The sequence below is a fragment of the Halothece sp. PCC 7418 genome, from assembly GCF_000317635.1.
Lineage (GTDB): Bacteria > Cyanobacteriota > Cyanobacteriia > Cyanobacteriales > Rubidibacteraceae > Halothece.
In genome coordinates this window covers 1,057,576-1,080,521 of the sequence record NC_019779.1, presented here as the reverse complement: position 1 = coordinate 1,080,521, position 22,946 = coordinate 1,057,576, and the positions used below count along the sequence as shown (strand labels likewise).

Here is a 22,946-nt window from a genome sequence, read left to right as displayed (position 1 = left end):
AAAATTAGATGATAAAATGTCGGGGATATGTTTTGTCATTTTTTACGTGATCATTGCGATTCCTCATCACTGTTTAACCGCTCTTTTCCCCAAAAGATTTTATGGATGGATCATTTACCATTACCCTACAAATTGTAATCGCTGTTTGTGCAGGAATTACAGCCCAAGTGCTGGGAGAAACCTTTAAAATCCCAGGCATTGTTTTTCTCTTGCTCATCGGCATTGCCTTAGGATCAGATGGACTCAATCTTCTCCACCCTAGTGAACTAGGTGTGGGCTTAGAAGTGATTGTTGCACTCTTAGTTGCCATTATCTTATTTGAAGGGGGTCTCAACCTCGAATTAAGAGATTTAGGAAAAGTTTCAAGTAGTTTACGTAACCTGGTGACGATTGGGACTGGCATTACCCTATTTGGCGGGAGTATGGCAGCGCACTGGCTGGGGGAATTTCCTTGGCAATTAGCGTTTCTTTATGCTTCTCTGGTGGTTGTCACTGGTCCAACGGTCATTAGTCCTTTATTAAAACAAGTTGCTGTGGATCGACAAGTGGCAACTTTATTAGAAGGAGAAGGGGTGCTCATTGATCCCGTTGGGGCAATTTTAGCCGTCGTTGTCCTTGATACGATTCTTAATAGTGACGCTGGAGTAATGGAAGTTTTAAATGGACTCCTGTTACGCGGTGGTATTGGCATTGCCATTGGTTTAGTAGGTGGCGCTGCAATGGGCTTACTCCTCAAACGACGGCTCGATTTTCTCTCGGAAGACTTAAAAAATCTGGTGGTTTTAGCTGGAGTGTGGGGCTTATTTGGTTTATCTCAAATGATTCGCAGTGAATCAGGGCTCATGGCGGTGGTGTTAGCGGGAATGGTGGTGCGCTCTTTGTCTGTTCCTGAAGAACGAATGCTCAGACGCTTCAAGGGACAATTAACCATGCTCGGTGTCTCGGTCTTGTTTATTCTTCTTGCAGCAGATTTATCTCTGGCTAGTATCCTCGCTTTAGGTTGGGGAAGTGTACTCACGGTTTTATGTCTAATGTTTCTGGTGCGCCCCCTCAGTGTTTGGGTCTGCACTTTGGGCAGTCGCCTCGACTGGCGACAAAAACTATTTGTCAGTTGGGTCGGACCAAAAGGCATTGTTTCTGCCTCTGTTGCCTCTCTCTTTGCCATTTTACTAACTCAACGGGGCATTACAGGGGGAGATTCTTTGAAGGCAATTGTCTTCTTAACGATTATGATGACGGTGGTGATTCAAGGTTTAAGCGCCCGTTGGGTGGCAAGATGGTTAAATCTCACCTCAGAAGGGGCAAAAGGAGCGGTGATTATTGGTTGTAACCCCTTGGGGCGTTTAGTGGGTGAATTGTTCCAACAAGAGGGAGAATCAGTGGTGATGATTGATACTGATCTCCAAGCCTGTGAGTTAGCCGAAGCAGCGAACTTAAATGTGATTCAAAGTAGCGGTTTGGATGAAACAGTTTTAGAAGAAGCTGGAATTGAATCTCTAGGGACGTTTCTGGCGACAACGAACAATGGAGAAGTAAATTTGGTGTTAGCGCAAAGAGCCTTAGAAGAGTTTCAACCGCCGAGAGTCTTTGCAGCGTTCCCGAAAAATTCTCAGGCGCGGACTTCTGCCAATAAAACGAAGGTGAATCAAGCCTTTATGTCAGAAATTCCGATTAAAGTTTGGAATCAATATGTAGAAGAAGGAAAAATTAAGCTCGGTCATACCGTGTTGCGAGAAGAAGGCTTTTCCTTCCAACAAGCCCATTTGCAAGCTCTCATTCGGGGAGGAGAATTATTACCGCTCTTAGTGAAACGGGGAAATGCTTTACAAGTGGTAAAAGCGGATCAGGAATGGCAACCAGGAGAAGAAATTTTTTACATCCTTCATGATCCACGTCCTAAATTGCTGAAACGACTCTCAGGCGGAAATTCTTCTTCCCGCTTAGCATTAGAACGTTTAGCGGAAGTGGAGGAAGTTCCCCTTGCCAATCCTGATCATCTTTAGATTCACGACTCTTGGTTTTCTTTGCTAGAGCCAAGACTTTTCAACAAATCTAAAAAGGTGAACTTAACCTCAAGGTCAGTTTTATAATCGCCACGGGTGGGAGCAGGTTTGAATTCCGCAGCAATTAGTTCCGATAAAACCGCTTCTGAGTTACTTGGATCCAGAGTAAACAGAACGCGATCGCGCTGACAATTGGCTTCTGCTCCTTCTTTCAGACAAACCACTGTTTCTCCCTCCCACTCACCTGAGACCATGGAGAAATTGGTCAATTCTCCCGCTTCATATAAAGTTTGTAACTGCTGGGAGACATCTTGACACAGAGACTGAGCTTCATTTTCGGATTGAAAATATTGTGCCGACCAATTCATTAAAGTAACGGGATTCCCATTCTCAGGATTAGTCATCCCTGTAATAACAGTACGGGCTGGATCTTGGCTAACATCACACCGAAACATTTCTTGGGTTGTAACTGTAGGAGAAGTTTGATCGACCTCATCCATTTCCTGAGCATAACTTGGCAAAGAAGTTGCACTACTCAGGAGACCAAGGGTCAACACTGTCAAGAGTTGAGGTTTCATAATCATCGTCAATTGGGTTGGTAAGGGGAAGATGGAAACCCCTATCGTTTGATTTAATTCTAAATGTTATAGAAAGCCTTAAGGTCACAGCAAATTGAAAAGACTAAAGTCGAGGCGAGTCACGAAATCACCCCGCACGCGAGCCGGTTTAAAGTCAGCAGTAAGGAGTTGATTAAATGCTTTTTTCGGTTCTTCATCAGTATCCAAGGTAAAGAGAACGCGCTGACAATCGGTCTCTGTTTCTTCTCCAATAAAAACGACTGCTTCGTCACCAACGTTTCCAGCCACTAGGGATAAACTGTTCAATTCCCCAGCCTCATACAACCCTTGTAGTTTTTGAGACACTTCGTGACAAAGAGAAAGAGCCTCATCTTCACTTTCAAAATATTGGGATAACCAGTTAATCATAGGAAGCGGTTTTAATTGATCAGAATCTATCTGTACAGTCATAAAAGTACGGGGTATTTCTTGACTAGTATCACAATAGAAAATTTTTTGGGTTTGACTAGTAGAACCAGTTGCGTCTCTTTCATCTATTTCTTGAGCGTAAGAGGGCAAAGTTGCACTGGTCAGGGTAGCCAGAGTGAAAATAGCTAAGACTTGAGGTTTCATAATCATTTAGGGGGAAACATACGAAGGTTAATCGGAAGGAGGTTTAGCTTCACTATCATAGAAGGTGTAATCTGCGACCCATGTTTGTAGCATACTTTATCTATGAATCTATGATCAAAAAGAAGATCGAAAAAGTTCCCTAAACATTAAGTGTTATTACTTCTTGGTGAGGAAAAAAGTAGTAACGAGTGATCCCTCATTGCCATCATTTTTAGCTTGGTCAAAGCTCCCAAAACTGGTATGTTAGATTTTTGTGGGGATGTTCTCCTCATCCTCCTCCTCAATTAGGTGGCGGCGGGACACTACTACTCTAGAAATCAGCCTACATTAAAAAATGTGCGCTAATCATGTCTGATGAGTTACAAACGGGTTTTACTAAAATTAAGTGGGGAAGCCTTAATGGGCACCCAACAATACGGCATTGACCCGACTGTGGTCAGTGAAATTGCTCAAGAAGTTGCTGACATCGTGAAAACTGGCATTGAAATCGCAATTGTCGTCGGTGGAGGCAATATTTTTCGGGGGGTGAAAGCAGCATCAGCGGGAATGGATCGAGCAACGGCTGATTATATTGGCATGATTGCTACGGTGATGAATGCTTTGACCTTGCAAGATGCCTTAGAACAAGTTGGGATTCCCACTAGAGTCCAAAGTGCTATTACCATGCAACAAGTTGCTGAACCTTACATTCGGCGACGAGCGATTCGACATTTGGAAAAAAAACGAGTCGTTATTTTTGCAGCTGGTTCTGGGAATCCCTTTTTTACCACGGATACCACCGCAGCCCTGCGAGCAGCAGAGATTGATGCGGAAATCTTATTTAAGGCAACGCAAGTGGATGGGGTCTATGATAGTGATCCCCACACCAATCCTGATGCTCGTTTATTTGAACATCTCACCTATACCTATGTTCTCACTCAAAACTTGCGAGTGATGGATGGGAGCGCGATCGCGCTGTGTCGGGATAATAACATTCCTATTGTTGTTTTTAATCTTCTACAACGCGGAAACATTATGCGCGTTGTCCAAGGAGAAACTGTTGGAACATTGGTCGGAGGCCCCAAATGAAATTATCAGATGTCGAAAATAAAATGAAAAAGTCTATTGATGCGACACAACAGTCCTTCAATAGTTTACGCACGGGACGGGCAAATGCCTCAGTTCTTGATCGCGTCATGGTCGAATACTATGGCATGGAAACCCCACTCAAATCCCTAGCCAATATCAGTACGCCAGATGCAACCACAATCACCATTCAACCTTACGATAAAGGGAGTTTAGAACAAATTGAAAAAGCCATTTCCATGTCTGATGTGGGTTTAACGCCCAATAATGATGGTGAAATGGTACGGTTAAACATTCCCCCTCTGACCAGTGAGCGTCGCCAAGAATTGGTCAAAATTGCGGGGAAATATGCGGAAGAAGGACGGGTTTCCATTCGCAATATCCGTCGCGATGCTATTGAAGAAGTCCGTAAGGCAGAAAAAAATCATGAACTGTCGGAAGACGAAGCTCATGATATTCAGGAAAAGATCCAAAAACTAACGGATAAGTATGTCAGTAAGGTAGATGAACTCTTAAAAGCCAAAGAAGAAGACATCACCACTGTTTAACTAAATGGAAGGAGGCGGTGGGGGTGGCAATTGTGCAGCAGATTGTTCTTGGCTCGTCCGAGCTCCAACTGTCACTCCTTCTTCCACACTTTTAATCACTTCTTGTTCAATCCCTAACTCTTCCAAAACCACAGTGGGGTTGGGTTGTTGGTTAATATTAATACGTTTCACTAAGACCTGATTATCCGCAATCAATTGTCCTGCACGAACGTAGCGACTAGTCTCTTCATTGGGAGCTTTAAGAATGACACTCACTTGATCGCCAACTTGAATCGCCCCTTGGACTTGCACCGCCCTTGCTAACTCAGGTTCAGGAGGAGGCGGAGGGGGAGTCTCTTGATTCGGTAAATTGGGTAAGGAGTCTGGAGAAGAAGTATCAGAAGTTTGGAGTTGGATTTCTCCATCGGGTGGCACTGGAAACAGGCTAAAGGGATCACTGCGCTCTTCACCAGGAGTGACCCCCCGCGCTTGAATAAACTCGTCAGGATCAGTTGCTGGAGTCAGTCCAGCGACTCCTCGCGTGGGTGATGTTGCTTCTTCAGTGACTGGGGTTTCTTGCTCTTGTTCGGTTTCGGCTTGTTCCGAAGTCGGTTCTTCCCCATTAGAGGGAGAGTTCGCCTCATCATTAGTCGGTTCGGTCTCAGTACCAAAAGGAAGCAACTGACAACTGCTTAAAGGCAATCCTAGAATCAAAAAGAGATGGATCAGTAATAGCTTTTTCATACTTAATTCTTCCGACTCGGTTGCTGTTGAGTATAAATTTGGATGCGCCCCACCCGATTTAATTTTTTCTTGCTCAACTTGTGTGAACTTTAATCATTGACGAGAGAGATTCAGGGATTACGGAGTGTCTCTTGATTTCCTGCATTCCTAAGGTCAGCGATCTGTTAAAAGGTTACCACAACTTCTAGAATTTATTCGTTTTTGGGGGATTAAAACGCCCAAGTGACTTCCCTTCTATCCCAATTCTAAAGACTGAAGCCAAGCCTGAGGATTGATTTGACGGCGATTTCTATGACATTTTGTTTTTCAGCAGGTTAATCCCTTTTTTCAAACGACGGGATACGGTAACTACACTCACTCCTAAAACCTCCGCTGCCTCTTTTTGAGTCAGGTCATGAAGGAAAACAAACTCTAAAACTTTTCGCGTCCGTTCTTCGAGTCCAATTAATCCTTGTTGTAATCGAATTTGGTCTTCTTGAGCGAGTTGAAAACTCCGATACTGAGCATCAGGAACTAACTCTCCTAGGCTAGTGCTTTCCTCTCCATCTCCTGAACCCATGGGCATATCTAAACTCAAGGGTTCTCGATTTTTAGCAGCAAGTTTGATGTCTTGCCATTCTTTTAGGGAAACATTGAGTTGAAGAGCAATTTCGTGATCGGTGGGCTCACGTTTCAACTGAGAGCGCAATTGGCAAGTCACTTTGCTCGCCTGTTGTCTGAGTTCTAACCAGCGTCTGGGGATTTTAACTGAAGTGCTGCGATCGCGCAAATAGTGTTGAATCTCCCCTCGAATGTAAGGGATAGCAAAGGAACTAAAAGCATTCCCTTTTGACAGTTCAAACCGCTCGATCGCACGGATTAATCCCATGCAACCCACCTGAATTAAATCTTCGTAACTTTCATTGCATTGGTTGACCCAATGATGGGCTTCTTTGCGGACTAAGCCAATGTTCAGTTCAACAATCTGATTCCGAATTTTCGGATTTTGATCACTTTGGTAAATCCTTAGTAACTCCAAGCTATTTTGTTTCAGGTGTCCAGAGGTCAAGGAAGACATCGTTTTTTTTACTCCAGTGCTTTGCGTCTAACTATATCTTTACTGCTTTAAGATCACTTTAAGTTAAGAAATTTGAACTATAAATTGGCAACTGATTAAACAAGACTTTGTTGCCTCTTATCTAATTCTAAGGTGACCTAACTCACGTAAACAACAGTATTTTCACGCGCTTTTTTAATTAGCAAAATCTCAGTCAATCGCAATAATTTTTGCTATTAAAAGAATTAAAAAGTCACTGTTTTTTTATTTTATAAACATTTAGTAAATTGTGATCAGGCGCAGTCATCGCAAGCAGTGCAGATTCAGGTAATTTTTCCACTGACGAAGCAGATTCTTCATCTTGGCGTGAGTCAGTCACGAGCCCTTCTTCTAACCAAACATCAATTTTAATTTTTTGTAATCAGAGAGATCATGAGTTTTTTCTTAGAGACTTACACTATGTTTTCTCATCTGATCTAATTTTTGTCTGACAGCTTGCATATCTTGCCACATTAACCACTTCGGTTTCCCTTTCTCTCGGGACGGATTTCTTAACAAATAAGCGGGATGAAAAATTGCCATGGCCGCATAACCTTCCCACTCCAGCCATTGACCACGAATCTTGCTAATTCCTTTTTTTTCTCCAGTCAAACCCTTTAAAGCAGTTGCACCAGTCAAGAGAATAATTTTAGGAGCAACGAGACTAATTTGTTCGAGTAAATAAGGTTTACAGGCAGCAATTTCTGGCGCTGAGGGATTACGGTTTTCTGGCGGACGACACTTGACAATGTTGGAGATATAAACATCCTCTTCTGGACTAAGCTCAACGGAAGCGAGAATCTTATCTAATAACTGTCCAGACTTGCCAACAAAGGGTAACCCCTGTTCATCTTCACTTTGCCCTGGTGCTTCACCAATGACCATGACATCTGCCTTCGGGTTTCCACGACTGACAACCACTTGTGTCCGAGTTTGAGCTAAGCCACAACGTTGGCATTGGCGACAATGATCGGCAAGTTGCTCCAGACTTGGATAAGTGCCTGGCACAATCGGCACTTGAGGATCAAAAGGGATTTGCTCCCACTGTTGTGGAGAAGTTGAAGGAGAATTCTCAAAAAGATTCGTTTGTTCAGGGTCAGTCATGGGAAATTGGGCAAAAAAACACGGCTAGGGTTAACTCCTAGTAGGTAAATTATTGTACATTTTTTGACCAACGGTCACGCGCAGGCGCCTTCCGTTTTCCGAAGGCGTAATCTTTGACTTAGCTTTACTTTTTAGTGGAAAGGGAAATGGGTCTTAGCCATTTCCCTTTCCTAAACGGCTTGCTTTCGCCAATCTGATTTCTCAGTAAAGGGGGCAACGACAAACTTCTAATCGCTTTTTACATCTGTAACACGACCTTATAAAGCATCGGTACTTAGTTTAATTACAGACCACAGTAGCTAACGGCTGGCGTTCACCGAAAGGTGTGATCACGAAAAGAAGGTAGGTAGCCTTGTGTTTTAGGACTTATACCTGAGTCTGCACGCTCGTACCTTTCTAGGTCAACAAAAATCGAGCTATGTCAATTAATGTCTAGCTTTTAACGAGCGGTTGAGCCGTGATCATCTTATCCTAATTCGGATTAATTACTGACTAATCTTATCTTAAGATTTGCTAGCTAGGCTAGGTGCGGTTTGATTCAATATTACGCACCCGTTGCGCTAAGAAAAGGACACCATAAACGATGGTTAGGTAGAAAATAGCAAGAAGTGGAATCAGAATAGACATATTCATGGTTAAGAGGTGTGAGGAGTGGACAGTTCATTAAGAGTCTGCCAGATCTTTTCTTAGGGCGAGGCTAATGCTTACAATAATCTAATATCAGCGATTGGCTAACGGCTATCGCCAGATTTCGGAATTGAGCTTCCTTTGGTCTAAGCAAAGCTCGATGGAAGTGGAGATAGCTTCAGCTAATCAAGCTCCTTTCAACCCGAGTTGAGTCTTCATTACTCACCCCGAGTTGAAAATGGGCATTCCTTCCCCTTTGATCTACGTCTGTAGCTCTGCACTTTGGACTGAGCGACACACCTTGAGGATTCGAGTCGGGAAATGATAAATAGATTATTAACAAGGGTTATGCTTTCACTCACCTTGAAGAAAAGCCCTAGCTGCGCTTAAAACTCAGTGGAATCAAAATCAATGAACTTTCAGCTTAAAATTCATTTAAACCTTAATTTAAGATTAGCACAATTTAAGAGAGGAGATCATGTCTATTTTTAGATGATCGAATCAATTTTGCCAAAATCCTTGAATGCAGCGTCTCATCAGGAAAGCAAGGACAAGAAGCTGATTTTTCTTCTCGCTGTTGTTTTCAGGTCGGTAAGACTTAGATTAGAATTGTTATAAAGATATGTAAACATTTAGCTACTACTGTGCTAGGTATAGACCTCTCCTTCTTGTGATTAAAGTCTAAAAAAGTCCAGTATTGTTTAGTAAATAACCGATTAGGAAGTAGCAGCCTCCCAATGACCTCTGTAACATCCTTATTTGCTCCTGTTGATGAAGACCTGCGCTTATTGACAGATAACCTCAAACAACTTGTCGGAGCGCGTCACCCAATCCTTGGTGCGGCAGCAGAACATTTATTTGGGGCTGGCGGAAAACGTTTACGCCCTGCAATCGTCTTGTTAGCTTCTCGGGCAACGATGGTCGAGCAAGATTTAACCTCCTATCATAGACGGTTAGCTGAAATTACAGAAATGATCCACACCGCAAGTTTGGTTCATGATGATGTGGTAGATGACTCAGAAACCCGCCGTAATGTTGCCACGGTGAATAGTCTGTTTGGCAATCGGATCGCTGTGCTAGCAGGAGATTTTCTCTTTGCTCAATCCTCTTGGTATTTAGCAAATTTGGATAACTTAGCGGTGGTGAAACTGCTGTCTGAGGTAATTCGGGATTTTGCGGAAGGGGAAATTCGTCAGGGGTTGAGTCAATTTGATGTGGATTTATCCATTACTGATTATCTCGAAAAAAGTTACTACAAAACAGCCTCTTTGATGGCAAATAGCATTAAAGCTGCTGGAATTTTGAGTGGTGCTTCTGCTGATGTTTGCGATCAGCTTTATCATTATGGACGGAATTTTGGTTTAGCGTTCCAGATTGTTGATGATATTCTAGATTTCACGGCGACCAGTGAAGTATTGGGAAAACCAGCTTGTTCTGATCTCAAAAGTGGTAACTTGACAGCACCGGTGCTTTATGCGTTTGAAGAAAAGCCAGAGTTGAAAGAGTTAGTGGATAATGAGTTTACTGGTGAGGGAGAATTAGAACGCGCGATCGCGCTGGTGAAAGAAAGCAACGGCATTGACCGCACCCGAGAACTTGCAGCCCATCATAGTAAAGTGGCGGTAGAATGTATCGATAAAGCTCTGAAAGATTCTGAATCGACACGAGCCCTAAGAGAACTTGCCGATTATATTTTACGACGATTGTATTAAGAATCGCTCCAGAATTGGTCTATAATTGCTCACGAACTAGTTTTTAAGGCTAATCCTGTAACTGATTATCATGAGTTGAAGGTGAATGGCAAAATTATCTCGTGAGTTGCATCGCTATTTTTGCGAAGAAGAAAGGGCGGATCAAATTGATTTAGCAGACTTTTTAGAATTAACAAAAGAACGAATTTTTGGGTTTTTATTTGTGATTCTTTCTCTGCCGTCGGCACTGCCAGTTCCTGCTCCAGGTTATTCGATTCCCTTTGGAATCGTCATGTTTTTATTAGCCAGTCAAATGGCATTAGGAGCGCAAGAACCTTGGCTTCCGCAACGAGTTCGTGATCATCAATTAGACTTAAAAAAAGTGCAGGGATTAATTACAAAAGGAGTCCCTTGGTTGCAGCGTTTAGAAAATTTATCTCGCCCTCGTTTCAGTTATATTTGTACCAGTCTTGGTGGTCGAATTATTTTAGGAAGCGCGATCGCGCTGATGTCAATTTCTATGATGATTCCCATTCCAGGAACAAATACATTGCCCGCCATTGGCATTTTTATTATTGGTTTTGGTTTACAAGAAGATGATGGGATAATCTGTTTACTGGGATTAGCGGTTTGTTCGTTAGCACTGGTTGTCGTGTTAGGAATTTTGATTGGTGGGTTTAGTCTGATTGATTACTTAAAAGATAGTTTGACGAACTATAGCAGTTTTCACGCTTCTTGAGGTACATTCTAAATTTTGGTTCTTTGTTCTTCGTTCTTTGACCGTTCGACAGGTTAATCAACCATGAACATCCACCGACTCGTTTTAAAATTAGAGTCGAATCGTTCTCATCAAACAACGAATAATGAAACTTCAATTTCTAAAGCCGAAACGGTTAGCAACTCTTCTCATTTCCACTGTTATCATTCTGTTCATGACTTTTGTTCCTGCTGCAGCAAGTTGGGCGCAATCTCAGTCATCTGCGCTGGAACAAGGAATTACAGCCTATCGACAAGGAGACTATCAAACAGCCATAGCAGCCTTTGATGAAGCAATCAACGATAATTTAGAAGCAGAAAAAGCCTATTATTTTCGAGGCGTTAGTTATTTAGAATTGGGAGAAATAGAGAAAGCGATCGCGGATCAGACGAAAGTGCTTAAACTGAATCCAGATAATGCTGGGGCTTACTACGATCGCGCTTTAGCCCAGACCCAACTACAGGAGTATGAAAAGGCGGTTGCTGATTATGATCGCGCAATTGATCTGAAACCAGATCAAGAGCGAATCTATCTCAATCGAGGAATTGCTCATGCTCAACAAGGGAAATTAGAAAGCGCGATCGCGGATTACAACCAAGCCATTGAATTAAATGCGGATTTAGCGGATGCTTATGCTAATCGCGGTGTTACTCGGGCAGCAATGGGCGAAAAAGACAGCGCGATCGCGGATTTGGAAAAGGCAGGTGAATTATACCAAGAACAAGGGAATCAGCAACTGTATGAAACGATACAGCAAACCATCGATAAACTAGAGTGAGGGATTAATCTTCGTTCCTGCTTCAATGCGTTCGGAGGGATAGAGAATCACTTGTTCTCCCGCTTCTATGCCCGATTTAACTTGCGCGGAAAGATTATTGCGTTGTCCGATTTCAATAGGGGTGCGTTGGGCTTTTCCATTTTCTGCGGTGAAGACACACCAGCCTTCTTCGCAGCGAAATAAGGAACTAATGGGAACTTGTAGAACATTGTCTTCTTCCCAGACCACAATTTGCGCTTCTACCCGATATTGATCCCCTAAATTTTCGGGGATATTAGCAAAATCAATAATGATGTTGACCCGTTGTTCTTCGACACCCAAAGCAGAAACTTTCGTAAAGGCTGCGGGTTCAATTCTTCTGACTGTTCCCACTAATGGTTCATCGCCTCCCCATTGGTCAATTAAAACGCGATCGCGCGGTTGAATTTGAGTTGCATCCGTGGAAAGCACATCAACAACCAGTTCTAACTTTTGGGGATTACCGAGTTCTAATAAGGGGACACCCGCTTCCACATATTGTTCACTTTTTTGGTGAATCCGTAACACTTGACCATTGCTGGGGGCGTTAATATTGGTGCGTTGGGCGCGATCGGTTCGTTCAGCGAGTTGAGCTTCTAAACTCCGAATTTGTGCGTCATAGACGGCTAAAAGATAGTCGGGATCTTGTTGTTCTGCTTGTAGTTCCTCTCGACGGGCTTTTGTGCGTTGGAGTTCAGCTTGGGCGCGATTGAGATTTTGTTGAGCAACTGCTAAATTTTGCGCGATCGCGGTTTCATTGAGTTGGGCGGATTCTAGGGCTTGTTGGGAAATTGCGCCTTGTTGGCGGAGAAATTCCGCTCTTGCGCGATCGTGTTTCGCTTGTTGCAATCGAGCCTTGAGTTCCTCAATCACTGCTTTTGAGGCAGAAATTTGGCTTTCTGTGGCGGAAATATTTGCCTCAGCTTGAACCAAAGCAGCACTTTTGGGGCGGAGAGTTCCAACGCCTGATTTTTCGGCTTTGAGACTTTCAATTTCAGCAAGTAGAGATTGCACTTCACTATCTAAAATGAGGGGATCAATTTGAGCGATCATTTCACCCGCAGTAATGGTATCTCCTTCCTCTAATTCAAGACGCTGCAAATAGCCAGCAACGGGCGAAGAAACCACATACCGATCGCGCACTCGGGTTTCCCCTTCTTCTGTAATGGTTACGGAGAGTTCTTCTCGTTTAACCGTTGCAACCTCGACGACTATTGGACTGGGACGAAAGAGGAAGAATATCACACTGGTTATGCCTAGCCCACCGAGAAGATAAAGCCAAGGTCGCCATCGAAAGCGTTTTTTGGGAGGAGTGACACCATTTCCTGAGCTTTCTTCAGAACGGAAAAATTGAGGACGTAACTGGGAAAGTTTCATGAGACTGGGGGGATTGAACCACAGAGAAACAGAGGATCAGTGAAGTTGGTTCTGATATAAAATGTAAAATAAATTCTGAATCTTGGTTGCTTGTTCCTTATTTGTTAATGTACTTCTCAAAGAACAAAGCACCCAGAACAAATAACATCTACCGACACATTTTGTTACTTAACTGACCCAGTGGACTGACAAAACTTACCAAACCCTTATTCTGTCCTAGTAACCCAACACGACCCTTACTGATGTTGGGTTTCTACATTTTGAATCTTTTGTCTGGTCACTGATTACTGATCACTCTCGGGTTTTGAGAACTGCAATTAAATCAAGTTTTTGCAGTTGACGATAGATAATGACACCAGAAATTAGACCCGCAATGATCACGGTGAGGGTAGTGAAACCATAAGTGGCGCGACTTATGACGAAGGGCAAACGATATAATTCCGAATCGTATGCTTGAACCATTAAAGCAGATAACCCCAGACCAAAGCCAATGCCAACGGGAATCGCTAACAGGATGAGAATCGCCTGTTCTCCCAATAAAATCAGAGCAATTTCAGTTTGCGTAAAGCCCATAATTCTGAGACTAGCTAACTCCCGACCTCGCTCAGAAAGGGCAATGCGGGCGGAGTTATAAACCACACTAAAGGTGATTATACAGGAGAAAATAACGAGGATTCCCGTCATCATTTGCATATTTTCCCCACTAATTTCTTCAAAACTCTCGATCAGTGCATCCCGAAAGGAAACCCCTTCAATCACAGGCGTTTGTTTTAATTGATGATACAGGCGTTCTTCTTGAGCGCGATCAATAATGGCATACGCCCCAGAAATCGTCCGACCTTCGCGCATCATCTGGTTTAAAGCCTCAAGATTCATGTAAGCGGATAACCCAACCATTTCATCCACTAAGCCCGTCACTTGGATTTTTCGTTTAGGTTGTGCGCCTTCTAAGACTTCCACTTCTACAAAGTCTCCTGGTTGTAGATGGAGCATTTCTGCGAGTTTATTGGTTAAGACTAACCCGTCTGGGGGTAAGGGAACTGGATGCAATTGCCGATCAATGAGTTGGCGCAATTCCCCTGCTAGGGGTAAGCCAGTAATTGCAAGACGATGTTGATAATGCTGGTGGCGCAGACGGGCGGGAACCATCCGAAATTCTTCCGCATAGAGGATTCCAGGGAGATGATTGAGGTCATATAGACTGCGTTGAGAACGGGGTTGATTGAAAATTAAGGTGACATCCTCACGCTGGATCACTTGAAACTGTACTGTCATTAGCCAATCTAGGGCATCTCGTAAATAAAACCCAGTGAGGAGAATCGCCACAGAAACAGCAATGCCTAAAATGGATAAACTGGCGCGAACAGGACGACGTTCTAAATTGCGTAATATAATCCGTCCAGCAGGGGAAAAGAACCGTTGTAAGCCCAATTGTTCAATGAGAGTGGGGCGAAAGGTTGCGGGGGGTTCGGGTCGCATTCCTTGGGCGGGGGGAAGCGCGATCGCGCTGCGAACTGCCATCAAACCGCCAATACAAGCTGCCCCACCACTCACGAGTAAGGCAGCAACTACTAATGGTAAACCCGCTTCGTAACGCAATAAGGGAAAATGGAAAAAATCGGTATAGACTTGCGTTAAGCCATATCCCAGTTGTAATCCTAATCCGACTCCTAAAATTGCTCCCAAACTGAAGACAACCAGAATAAATTTCAGGTAATGCCAACCCACTTGCCAATTGCTGTAACCAAAGGCTTTGAGCACTGCAATCTGTTGTCGTTGCGTGGCAATGAGGCGAGACAGTAAAACGTGCAATAAAAATGCAGCGATCGCGAGAAAGAGAGTGGGCAGAATCGTAGCGGAAACTTCTAAACTTTTGATTTCATCACTAATAATCCGATGCGATACTTGATCGTCTCTGCCATACGCCCCTAATCCCCCGTAGGGATCGAGCAAGTCATCTAACTGTGAAATAACTGCCGTTTCATTTGCCCCAGGCATTAAAGTCAGGGCAACGCTATTAAATGCCCCATCGAGATCAAAGGCGTTGGCTAAAGCACTTTCATTCATCCAAATAATGCCAAAGCGTTGATCATCAGGGTATAGACTCCCACTCCCAGAAACGGCATAGATATACTCGGGAGAAAGGGCAATTCCTGAGAGTTGTAGAGCCTGCCAGCGTCCGTTCAGAATTGCGCCAATTTGATCTTGCAGTTTTAGATTATTCGCATTGGCAAAGGCTTCACTGACTAATACCTCCTCTGACTGTTGCGGATCAGGATATTCTCCCGGATGCCGAATAAATAAATCATTGAGCATTCGGTCGCGGTGTTTCGGTAAAGAAATCAAGCGTCCACTGGCGGGTTCATCTAATTCGGGAACATCAAGGGTGACATCAGCAACAATGCGAGTTTGGACTTGCGCCACGCCCTCAATTACTGCAATTTCTTCCTCTAGCCATTGCGGGGCGCGTTTCAATTCAGCAAAGACTTCTCCAAAGCGATACTGCTCATAATAAGCAGTTTGGGTGAGATTGAGGGAATGGTAAGCACTCCGCATCAAGACAAAACAAGCAATACCACAAGCTACTACCAGCGCGATCGCGCTCAGTTGTCCCCATTGTTGGCACAACTCCCGAAAGAGTTTGCGATCTAAAGGAGAAATCATTGTTACCACTCCAGTTGGTCAGGAGATTTTTTAGTTGCATTCTCTCGAATCTCGACAATTTCGCCACTACGCATCAACAGCACGCGATCCGCCATTTCTGCAATCCCCGCATTATGGGTAATGACAGCAACGGTTGTGCCAAATTCTTGATTCACTTGATTCAGCACTTCTAACACCCGCTTTCCCGTTTGAAAATCTAACGCGCCCGTGGGTTCATCACAAAATAAGACTTCTGGACGTTTGGCAATCGCCCGCGCGATCGCAACCCGTTGTTGTTCGCCTCCTGACAGTTGCGCGGGAAAATGATTGAGGCGATCATCTAAACCAACTAAGGTTAAAGCAGCTTTCGGGGACATAGGATGATGAGCCAATTCGGTCACGAGGGCAACATTTTCGGCTGCGGTCAAACTAGGAATCAAGTTATAAAACTGAAAGACAAACCCCACATTTTCCCGACGATATTGGGTTAACTGTGCTTCATTGGCAGTGGTGAGGTTATTTCCCCGAAAAAAGATTTCACCTGCACTGGGAATATCCAATCCTCCCAAGATATTAAGTAAGGTTGATTTACCACTCCCCGAAGCCCCTAACAAAACGACAAATTCTCCTTCATACAGTTCAAGATCCACAGACTTGAGGGCTTGTACCTGTACTTCTCCCATCTGATACCATTTAGAAATTTCTACGGCGGAGAAAAGAACAACTTTCTCATCAGTTACAGCATTAGACGTTGTCTGGGTGGGAGAAGTCGCCATGATCTTTGCAAGGGGAAGAGTGTCCTGCTTCTATGCTACGGAAAAAAGCGCGATCGTGTCTTGGACTGTCGAATATTTGGATTGACAACTTGTAGGATTTGTCCAATGGCGGGAGTCAGTCATCCTCGATGAGCAAATATTCTCCAGCCATTAATTACTAATTGGTCATTTTCAGACACATTTATTTCTCTTCTTAGAGTAATGCAACTGCATTGTTATACCAAACGGTTAGTTGTTCCGTCGCTGAGAACTTCTGCTTCAAAAGATAAAAAAGGCTACAATGATTCAGAACCTTGGCTGAAAAAAAGAACCTGTGTGGCGATGCCGATCGCGATTCCGAAAGGATTTAAAATAACGCCAGAACAATTCGATCAACTCGCCGAGATCGAGCAACTTTCAAAAATCGAGTTGACTGAGACTGGAGAATTAATTGTTATGAGTCCCACTGGCGGGGAAGCAGGGGAAAAAAACTTTAATTTATATATCGATCTCGGAATCTGGAATCGTCAGACAAGATTGGGAAAAGCCTTTGATTCTTCGACTGTATTTGTTTTACCGAATGGGGCGAGAAGAAGTCCTGATGTTAGTTGGATCAGATTAGATCGTTGGGATACTTTAACCTCTCAAGAAAAACAAGGATTTCCGCCGATCGCGCCTGATTTTGTCATTGAGTTAGTCAGTCCGAGCGATTTAAAAAGCCAGCGCTATGAAGACTTACAGGCAAAGATGCAAGAATATATAGCGAATGGGGTGCAGTTAGGTTGGTTAATCGAACCCTCAGCAAAAACTGTCGAAATCTATCAATTGGGACAACCTGTAGCAGTTCTAAATCATCCTCAAACCTTATCAGGGCAAGAGGTTTTGCCTGGATTTGTTTTAGATTTAAGCGAGATTTTAAACAATTAGCGATACATTACGATCTCCCCATCTCCCAACTCCCATCTCCCAACTCCCGATTCCCGACTCCCGATTCCCGACTCCCGATTCCCAACTCCCAACTCCCAACTCCCGACTCCCGATTCCCGACTCCCGATTCCCAACTCCCGATTCCCGATTCCCGACTCCCAACTCCCGATTCCCGATTCCCGAACCACACCAACCCATAAACTTTTTCAGCAAGCCCTAGTTTAATCGATCATTTCTAAACTGACAGACGATTGGAAACTTTTACCGCAATCATAAATAAAATCTTAAGAAACCATTAAAAAGTTTTAGAGGTCAGCCGTTGCTTTTTCCCAAGAACCATGTAAAAGTATTTATCTATAGAGCAAGAACTATTGTTTACTTTAAAACATAGCCTTTTTTCTATGATTTTTATTGAATTAGACATAAGCGCATGATTAAGTCTGGTGTTTCGAGACCTCAGACAATCACAGCAAATTTAGAAAAATCTAATTAAACGGAATGAGAATAACAAACAGAATTCACTTTAGAAACTTGAAAGGGGATATTTTTGGCGGGGTGACGGCTGCCATTATTGCCCTACCGATGGCGTTGACATTTGGGGTCGCCTCGGGAGCAGGAGCAACGGCTGGCTTGTGGGGAGCAATCCTCGTGGGCTTTTTTGCTGCTCTGTTTGGCGGTACACCAACCCTAATTTCTGAGCCAACGGGTCCGATGACGGTGGTGATGACTTCTGTTATTGCTACGCTTACGGCTGCTAACCCTGAAAATGGTCTAGCAATGGCGTTTACCGTCGTCATGATGGCAGGGGTCTTTCAAATTATTTTTGGAGCGCTCAAGTTAGGGCGTTATGTGACTCTAATGCCCTACACGGTAATCTCTGGCTTTATGTCGGGGATTGGGGTGATTTTAATTATCCTGCAAATTGCTCCCTTTTTAGGACAAGCAAGCCCGAAAGGAGGCGTTGTCGGTACTGTCCAAAATTTACCGATGTTGCTGGGAAATATTAATCCCCTTGAAACCTTGCTGGCGGGTTTAACGGTTGCCATTCTCTTGTTTTATCCCAGAAAGTTAAAGCAATACTTACCCCCCCAACTCTCTGCTCTGATTGTGGGGACAATCCTTTCAATTACGGTGTTGAACAATAGTGGCTTGCGTCGCATCGGTGAAATTAGTGTTGGTTTTCCCAGTTTGCAATTTCCCACCTTTAGTGCGCCCCAACTGCAAACGATGTTAGTCGATGCGTTAGTTTTAGCGATGTTGGGTTGTATTGATGCGCTATTAACCTCGCTGGTTGCTGACAGTTTAACGCGCACTGAACACGATTCTAATAAAGAATTAATTGGTCAAGGGTTAGGAAACTTAGTCTCTGGTTTATTCGGTGGTATTGCTGGGGCTGGTGCAACCATGGGCACTGTGGCGAATATTCAAACGGGTGGACGGACTGCTGTTTCGGGTTTAACACGGGCTTTTCTGTTACTCATGGTTGTCTTAGGACTGAGTAAATATTTAACGGTTATTCCGATGGCTGTTTTAGCGGGGATTGCCTTTAAGGTAGGACTTGATATTGTCGATTGGGGTTTCTTGAAACGAGCGCACAAGGTTTCCCCGAAAGCAGCTTTCATTATGTATGGGGTGGTTGCTCTGACTGTATTTGTTGACTTAATTGTTGCAGTTGGCGTTGGCGTTTTTGTTGCCAATATTCTCACCATTGAACGACTCTCGAATCATCGTGCAGACCAAGTAAAAGCCGTTACTTATGATGATGAGGAAATTGAGCTCAAGCCAGAAGAAAAACAAGTGTTAGAGGAAGCCGATGGTCGTGTTTTACTCTTCTATCTCAGTGGTCCGATGATTTTTGGGGTGGCAAAAGCCATTTCTCGGGAACACAATCTCATTAATAATTATGAGTCTCTTGTTTTGGATTTATCGGAAGTTCCGATTTTAGGGGTAACTTCTTCTTTTGCTTTAGAAAATGCCATTAATGAGGCGTTAGAAAACGGTCGTGAGGTCTTCATTGTTGGTGTTGAAGGACAAACGGAAAAACGTCTGAGAAAGATCGGCATTCTGGATAAAATTCCGAGTGAAAATATTGTGCGCGATCGCGCTGTTGCCCTCAAAGAAGCGCTCAGCCACGTTAAACAAAAAGAAAACCATTTGAATGCCGAGGTAATGTCTCAACAAGAAATTGGTTAATCCATTTTCGGCACAATTTAAGAACTTAATGACTCATAAACGATTGAAAAGAAAATAATGACAGCTTTACAAACAATCTTTCAACACTCTTTATCGCTTAATCTTGAATCGGGTCTTCCCTTATTAGCGACAGCTTCTGAAACAACTGCTTCCGAAGCGGATACAACCATAATTTTGGCAGGGGTTTTACTCAGTCTGGTCTTTATTTATTTTGCCAGTAAATTAGGAGGAGAACTCTCAAAACTGGTTGATTTACCGCCTGTTTTAGGAGAATTAGTCGCTGGTGTTATTGTCGGAATCTCCGCTTTACATCTGGTCATTTTTCCAGAAACGGGCGCAATGGCAAGTGATTCAGTTGTTATAACAATTTTGCAGCAAGTGGTTGGTTTACAGCCAGAAAATGCCAGCGCAGTTTTTGCCAGTCAAAGTGAAGTTATTTCGGTTTTAGCTGAATTAGGGGTGATTATTCTCCTCTTTGAAATTGGCTTAGAATCCGATTTACGAGAGTTACAAAAAGTGGGCACCAGAGCAGCGATCGTTGCGGTGATCGGCGTTGTTGCACCCTTTATTGGGGGAACGGCGGGATTAATGTTACTCTTTGGAATGCCAACGATTCCCGCCGTTTTTGCAGGGGCAGCGTTAACCGCCACCAGCATCGGCATTACTTCAAAAGTGCTTTCGGAATTAGGACAATTAAAGTCCAAAGAAGGTCAAATTATTGTTGGGGCTGCGGTGATTGATGATGTCCTAGGGATTATTGTTTTAGCAGTTGTGGCAAGTTTAGCAAAGACAGGGGAAGTTGATGTTCTCAACTTAGTTTATTTAATTGTTAGTGCTTCTGCTTTCTTGTTGGGTTCAATCTTTTTAGGGAAGTTTTTTAATAAAAGTTTTGTCGCGATCGCGCAAAAGTTACAAACCCGAGGCAATCTTGTCATCCCAGCTTTAATCTTTGCATTTTTAATGGCATTTCTTGCCAACGCAATTCAATTAGAGGCAATTTTGGGAGCATTTGCTGCAGGATTAGTGTTAGATGAAACCGACAAACGGAAAGAATTAGATCAACAAATTATTCCCATTGCCGACATTTTAGTTCCCATCTTTTTTGTCTCCGTTGGCGCAAGAGTGGATCTCAGTGTTTTGAATCCTACCAGCGCAGAAAATCGTCAAGGTTTGATTATTGCTGCTTTCTTAATTGTCGTTGCGATTATTGGCAAAATTATCAGTGGTTGGGCAATTTTTGGCAAAGAAAAGGTCAACCGTTTAGCGATTGGAATTGGTATGATTCCTCGGGGGGAAGTGGGCTTAGTGTTTGCTGGAATTGGTGCTGCTAGTGGCATTTTAGATAAACCGTTACAAGCTGCGGTGATTATTATGGTTATTTTGACCACGTTTATTGCACCGCCTCTGTTGCGTTTTGCCTTTAAGGAAGAAGCAGAAATCGTCGAGGAAACAGGAAGTTAACAGTTTGTCATTAGTCATTGGTCATTAGTCATTTGTTCTTCGTTCTTTGTTCTTTGTTCTTTGTTCTTTGATAACTGGTAACTGGTCACTGGTAACTGATAACTGTTCACTGATAACTGGTCACTGGTCACTGGTCACTGATAACTGATAACTGGTCACTGATAACTGGTCACTGTTCACTGTAATTCTCTAGCTTGATTAATAATAAAATACGATGTTAGAAGGGTTTGTGTTTGCTACGGTTTTTTGTGGTTTTTTTGGCATCATCTTTAAGAAAAATCTCGTAATGAAAATTGTCTCTATGGACATTATGAGTACAGGAGTCATTGCGTATTATGTTCTCGTTTCTTCCCGTAGTGGTTTGTTTACACCGATTATCACGAATGGGGAAAACATTACTTATGCTGATCCAGTTCCCCAAGCGGTAATCTTAACAGCGATTGTTATTGGTTTTTCGATTCAGGCGTTGATGTTAGTGGGGGTGATGAAATTAGCGAAAAATAATCCGACTTTAGAAACAACTGCGATTGAGGAAAATAATCAACGATGATGCAACTAACCATCGTTTGGATTGCTTTATCTTTTTTTGTTGGGTTTGTCATTTATCTAGTCCCAAACTTATCGCGCTGGCTTGCTTTAGTTGTTGCTTTCACTTCACTAGCTTACTCAGGATTCCTGTTTTTACAACCCTCAGCGATTAATATTCAATTATTAGATAGTTTTGGGGTCACTTTAATTGCGGATCAACTGAGTAGCTTTTTTATTCTTACTAATGCCTTGGTCACGATCGCGCTGATTTTTTATTGTTGGCAAAGTGAGAAACCAAGTTTCTTTTTTATGCAGTTGGTCATCCTTCATGGTAGCGTTAACGCCACGTTTATTTGTGCGGATTTAATCAGTCTGTATGTGGCGTTAGAAGTGATTAGTATTGCTGCATTTTTACTCATTTCTTATCCCCGCAGCGATCGCGTGGTTTGGGTGGGGTTACGCTATCTTTTTGTCAGCAACACCGCCATGTTGTTTTATTTGGTGGGGACAATTTTAGTTTATCAAGTCAATCATTCCTTCAGTTTTGCGGGATTACAAAATTCACCCCCAGACGCGATCGCGCTGATTTTTTTAGGATTATTAGTCAAAGGGGGGATTTTCTTTTCTGGGTTATGGTTACCCCTGACGCACTCGGAATCGGAAAGCCCTGTTTCAGCCATGTTATCGGGAGTTGTTGTCAAAGCGGGCGTTTTTCCCCTGGTACGCCTTGCTTTAATGATTGATACGGTCGATCCCATTGTCCGCTTTTTTGGGGTCGGGACAGCCCTATTAGGGGTCGCTTATGCCATTTTTGAGAAGGACACCAAACGCACCTTAGCCTTTAGCACCATTTCTCAATTAGGGTTTATTGTCGCTGCACCCGCAGTGGGCGGGTTTTATGCGTTAACCCATGGTTTAGTTAAATCCGCTTTATTTTTAATTGCTGGCAATTTACCCAGTCGTGACTTTAAACAACTACAAGATCATCCCATTCCCACTGAGATTTGGATAACCTTAGTTATCGCGGGTTTTTCCATTTCTGGTTTTCCGTTACTCTCGGGGTTTGGGGCAAAAGTTTTAACCAGTAAAAACTTATTACCGTGGCAAGTTGTGGCGATGAATCTGGCTGCTTTCGGGACAGCAATCACCTTGGGAAAATTTATTTTCTTACCTCATCAAAGAATATCACAAAGCAATGTCAAACTGGGCTTTTGGTTAGCCATGTTTATTTTACTTGGAGGCTTAGTCGCAGCGAATGTTTTTTATTATGAAGCATACACCTTAGAAAATATCCTCAAACCTTTGGCAATTATTGCCCTGGGTTGGCTGACCTATCTTTTGCTAATTAAGAAAGTTATCATCCAGTTACCTCGTAATCTTGAAAAATTTGACCATCTCGTTGGGGGAATGCCTTTAATGTTAATCCTACTCTTCTGGAGTGTATGGACAAAATCTTCTATCCTAAAATAAGTCAACCTTTTTT

20 protein-coding genes are annotated in these 22,946 nt (G+C 43.1%); 11 read left to right on the top strand and 9 right to left on the bottom strand.

Translation table 11 applies throughout. From position 1 onward, the window contains the following. The first annotated feature begins 101 nt into the window (after positions 1 to 101). A complete protein-coding gene (locus tag PCC7418_RS04980) occupies positions 102 to 2,003 on the top strand; it encodes a sodium:proton antiporter (protein WP_015225080.1) in 1,902 nt (633 codons plus the stop codon). 2 nt (positions 2,004 to 2,005) lie between these two features. Here the strand turns inward: PCC7418_RS04980 and PCC7418_RS04975 are convergent, their stop codons facing one another. Together PCC7418_RS04975 and PCC7418_RS04970 are read right to left on the bottom strand one after the other, a co-directional pair. Beyond that, positions 2,006 to 2,581, bottom strand: a complete 576-nt coding sequence (locus PCC7418_RS04975; RefSeq protein ID WP_171814886.1) for a COP23 domain-containing protein — start codon at positions 2,579 to 2,581, stop codon at positions 2,006 to 2,008. A gap of 84 nt (positions 2,582 to 2,665) precedes the next feature. Then, positions 2,666 to 3,193 carry a COP23 domain-containing protein gene (locus PCC7418_RS04970; protein ID WP_171814885.1) on the bottom strand — a complete coding sequence of 176 codons (528 nt, stop codon included), beginning with the start codon at positions 3,191 to 3,193 and terminating at the stop codon, positions 2,666 to 2,668. A gap of 354 nt (positions 3,194 to 3,547) precedes the next feature. Here PCC7418_RS04970 and pyrH point away from each other — a divergent pair, with 354 nt between their 5' ends. After that, entirely contained in the window at positions 3,548 to 4,261 is a 714-nt protein-coding gene (pyrH, locus tag PCC7418_RS04965) for a UMP kinase (RefSeq protein WP_015225077.1), read from the top strand. Next, a complete protein-coding gene (frr, locus tag PCC7418_RS04960) occupies positions 4,258 to 4,806 on the top strand; it encodes a ribosome recycling factor (RefSeq protein WP_015225076.1) in 549 nt (182 codons plus the stop codon). The genes pyrH and frr overlap by 4 nt, the downstream gene beginning before the upstream one ends. Here the strand turns inward: frr and PCC7418_RS04955 are convergent, their stop codons facing one another. The 3 genes from PCC7418_RS04955 to PCC7418_RS04945 all read right to left on the bottom strand — a co-directional run bounded on the left by PCC7418_RS04955 (position 4,807) and on the right by PCC7418_RS04945 (position 7,708). After that, a complete protein-coding gene (locus PCC7418_RS04955) occupies positions 4,807 to 5,529 on the bottom strand; it encodes a hypothetical protein (RefSeq protein WP_015225075.1) in 723 nt (240 codons plus the stop codon). 289 nt (positions 5,530 to 5,818) lie between these two features. Continuing rightward, positions 5,819 to 6,586, bottom strand: a complete 768-nt coding sequence (locus tag PCC7418_RS04950; RefSeq protein WP_015225074.1) for an RNA polymerase sigma factor SigF — start codon at positions 6,584 to 6,586, stop codon at positions 5,819 to 5,821. A gap of 423 nt (positions 6,587 to 7,009) precedes the next feature. After that, positions 7,010 to 7,708, bottom strand: coding sequence for a uracil-DNA glycosylase family protein (locus PCC7418_RS04945; RefSeq protein WP_015225073.1), 699 nt, complete (start codon positions 7,706 to 7,708; stop codon positions 7,010 to 7,012). A gap of 1,364 nt (positions 7,709 to 9,072) precedes the next feature. On the opposite strand from PCC7418_RS04945, the gene sds reads away from it, so the two are divergent. The 3 genes from sds to PCC7418_RS04930 all read left to right on the top strand — a co-directional run bounded on the left by sds (position 9,073) and on the right by PCC7418_RS04930 (position 11,561). Continuing rightward, on the top strand, positions 9,073 to 10,047 hold the full coding sequence (sds, locus tag PCC7418_RS04940) for a solanesyl diphosphate synthase (RefSeq protein WP_015225072.1): 975 nt from the start codon (positions 9,073 to 9,075) through the stop codon (positions 10,045 to 10,047). An 85-nt stretch (positions 10,048 to 10,132) separates the two neighbouring features. Then, positions 10,133 to 10,765: an exopolysaccharide biosynthesis protein gene (locus PCC7418_RS04935; RefSeq protein WP_015225071.1), complete on the top strand. Its 633-nt coding sequence runs from the start codon at positions 10,133 to 10,135 to the stop codon at positions 10,763 to 10,765. A 124-nt stretch (positions 10,766 to 10,889) separates the two neighbouring features. Further along, complete coding sequence (locus tag PCC7418_RS04930) at positions 10,890 to 11,561, top strand: tetratricopeptide repeat protein (RefSeq protein ID WP_015225070.1); 672 nt, start codon at positions 10,890 to 10,892, stop codon at positions 11,559 to 11,561. Here PCC7418_RS04930 and PCC7418_RS04925 read toward each other — a convergent pair. From PCC7418_RS04925 to PCC7418_RS04915, 3 genes are all read right to left on the bottom strand, one after another. Then, complete coding sequence (locus PCC7418_RS04925) at positions 11,553 to 12,956, bottom strand: efflux RND transporter periplasmic adaptor subunit (RefSeq protein ID WP_015225069.1); 1,404 nt, start codon at positions 12,954 to 12,956, stop codon at positions 11,553 to 11,555. The genes PCC7418_RS04930 and PCC7418_RS04925 overlap by 9 nt on opposite strands. A 291-nt stretch (positions 12,957 to 13,247) precedes the next feature. Then, positions 13,248 to 15,620 (bottom strand): ABC transporter permease, encoded by a 2,373-nt coding sequence (locus PCC7418_RS04920; protein WP_015225068.1) that lies wholly within the window; start codon positions 15,618 to 15,620, stop codon positions 13,248 to 13,250. A 2-nt stretch (positions 15,621 to 15,622) separates the two neighbouring features. Beyond that, a complete protein-coding gene (locus PCC7418_RS04915) occupies positions 15,623 to 16,375 on the bottom strand; it encodes an ABC transporter ATP-binding protein (protein WP_015225067.1) in 753 nt (250 codons plus the stop codon). 321 nt (positions 16,376 to 16,696) lie between these two features. Between PCC7418_RS04915 and PCC7418_RS04910 the strand changes: the two genes are divergently transcribed. Next, complete coding sequence (locus PCC7418_RS04910; protein ID WP_041596463.1) at positions 16,697 to 17,281, top strand: Uma2 family endonuclease; 585 nt, start codon at positions 16,697 to 16,699, stop codon at positions 17,279 to 17,281. Here the strand turns inward: PCC7418_RS04910 and PCC7418_RS04905 are convergent. Further along, a complete protein-coding gene (locus PCC7418_RS04905) occupies positions 17,270 to 17,479 on the bottom strand; it encodes a hypothetical protein (RefSeq protein ID WP_171814884.1) in 210 nt (69 codons plus the stop codon). The genes PCC7418_RS04910 and PCC7418_RS04905 overlap by 12 nt on opposite strands. Before the next feature lie 300 nt (positions 17,480 to 17,779). On the opposite strand from PCC7418_RS04905, the gene PCC7418_RS04900 reads away from it, so the two are divergent. From PCC7418_RS04900 to PCC7418_RS04885, 4 genes are all read left to right on the top strand, one after another. Beyond that, positions 17,780 to 19,474 (top strand): SulP family inorganic anion transporter, encoded by a 1,695-nt coding sequence (locus PCC7418_RS04900; protein WP_015225065.1) that lies wholly within the window; start codon positions 17,780 to 17,782, stop codon positions 19,472 to 19,474. 57 nt (positions 19,475 to 19,531) lie between these two features. Continuing rightward, positions 19,532 to 20,935, top strand: a complete 1,404-nt coding sequence (locus tag PCC7418_RS04895) for a cation:proton antiporter (protein WP_015225064.1) — start codon at positions 19,532 to 19,534, stop codon at positions 20,933 to 20,935. A gap of 214 nt (positions 20,936 to 21,149) precedes the next feature. Continuing rightward, the gene (locus tag PCC7418_RS04890) at positions 21,150 to 21,485 is read left to right on the top strand and encodes an NADH-quinone oxidoreductase subunit K (RefSeq protein WP_015225063.1); all 336 of its coding nucleotides are present in this window, start codon (positions 21,150 to 21,152) and stop codon (positions 21,483 to 21,485) included. Next, entirely contained in the window at positions 21,482 to 22,933 is a 1,452-nt protein-coding gene (locus PCC7418_RS04885) for a cation:proton antiporter (protein WP_015225062.1), read from the top strand. The genes PCC7418_RS04890 and PCC7418_RS04885 overlap by 4 nt, the downstream gene beginning before the upstream one ends. The last annotated feature ends 13 nt before the right edge of the window (positions 22,934 to 22,946 follow it).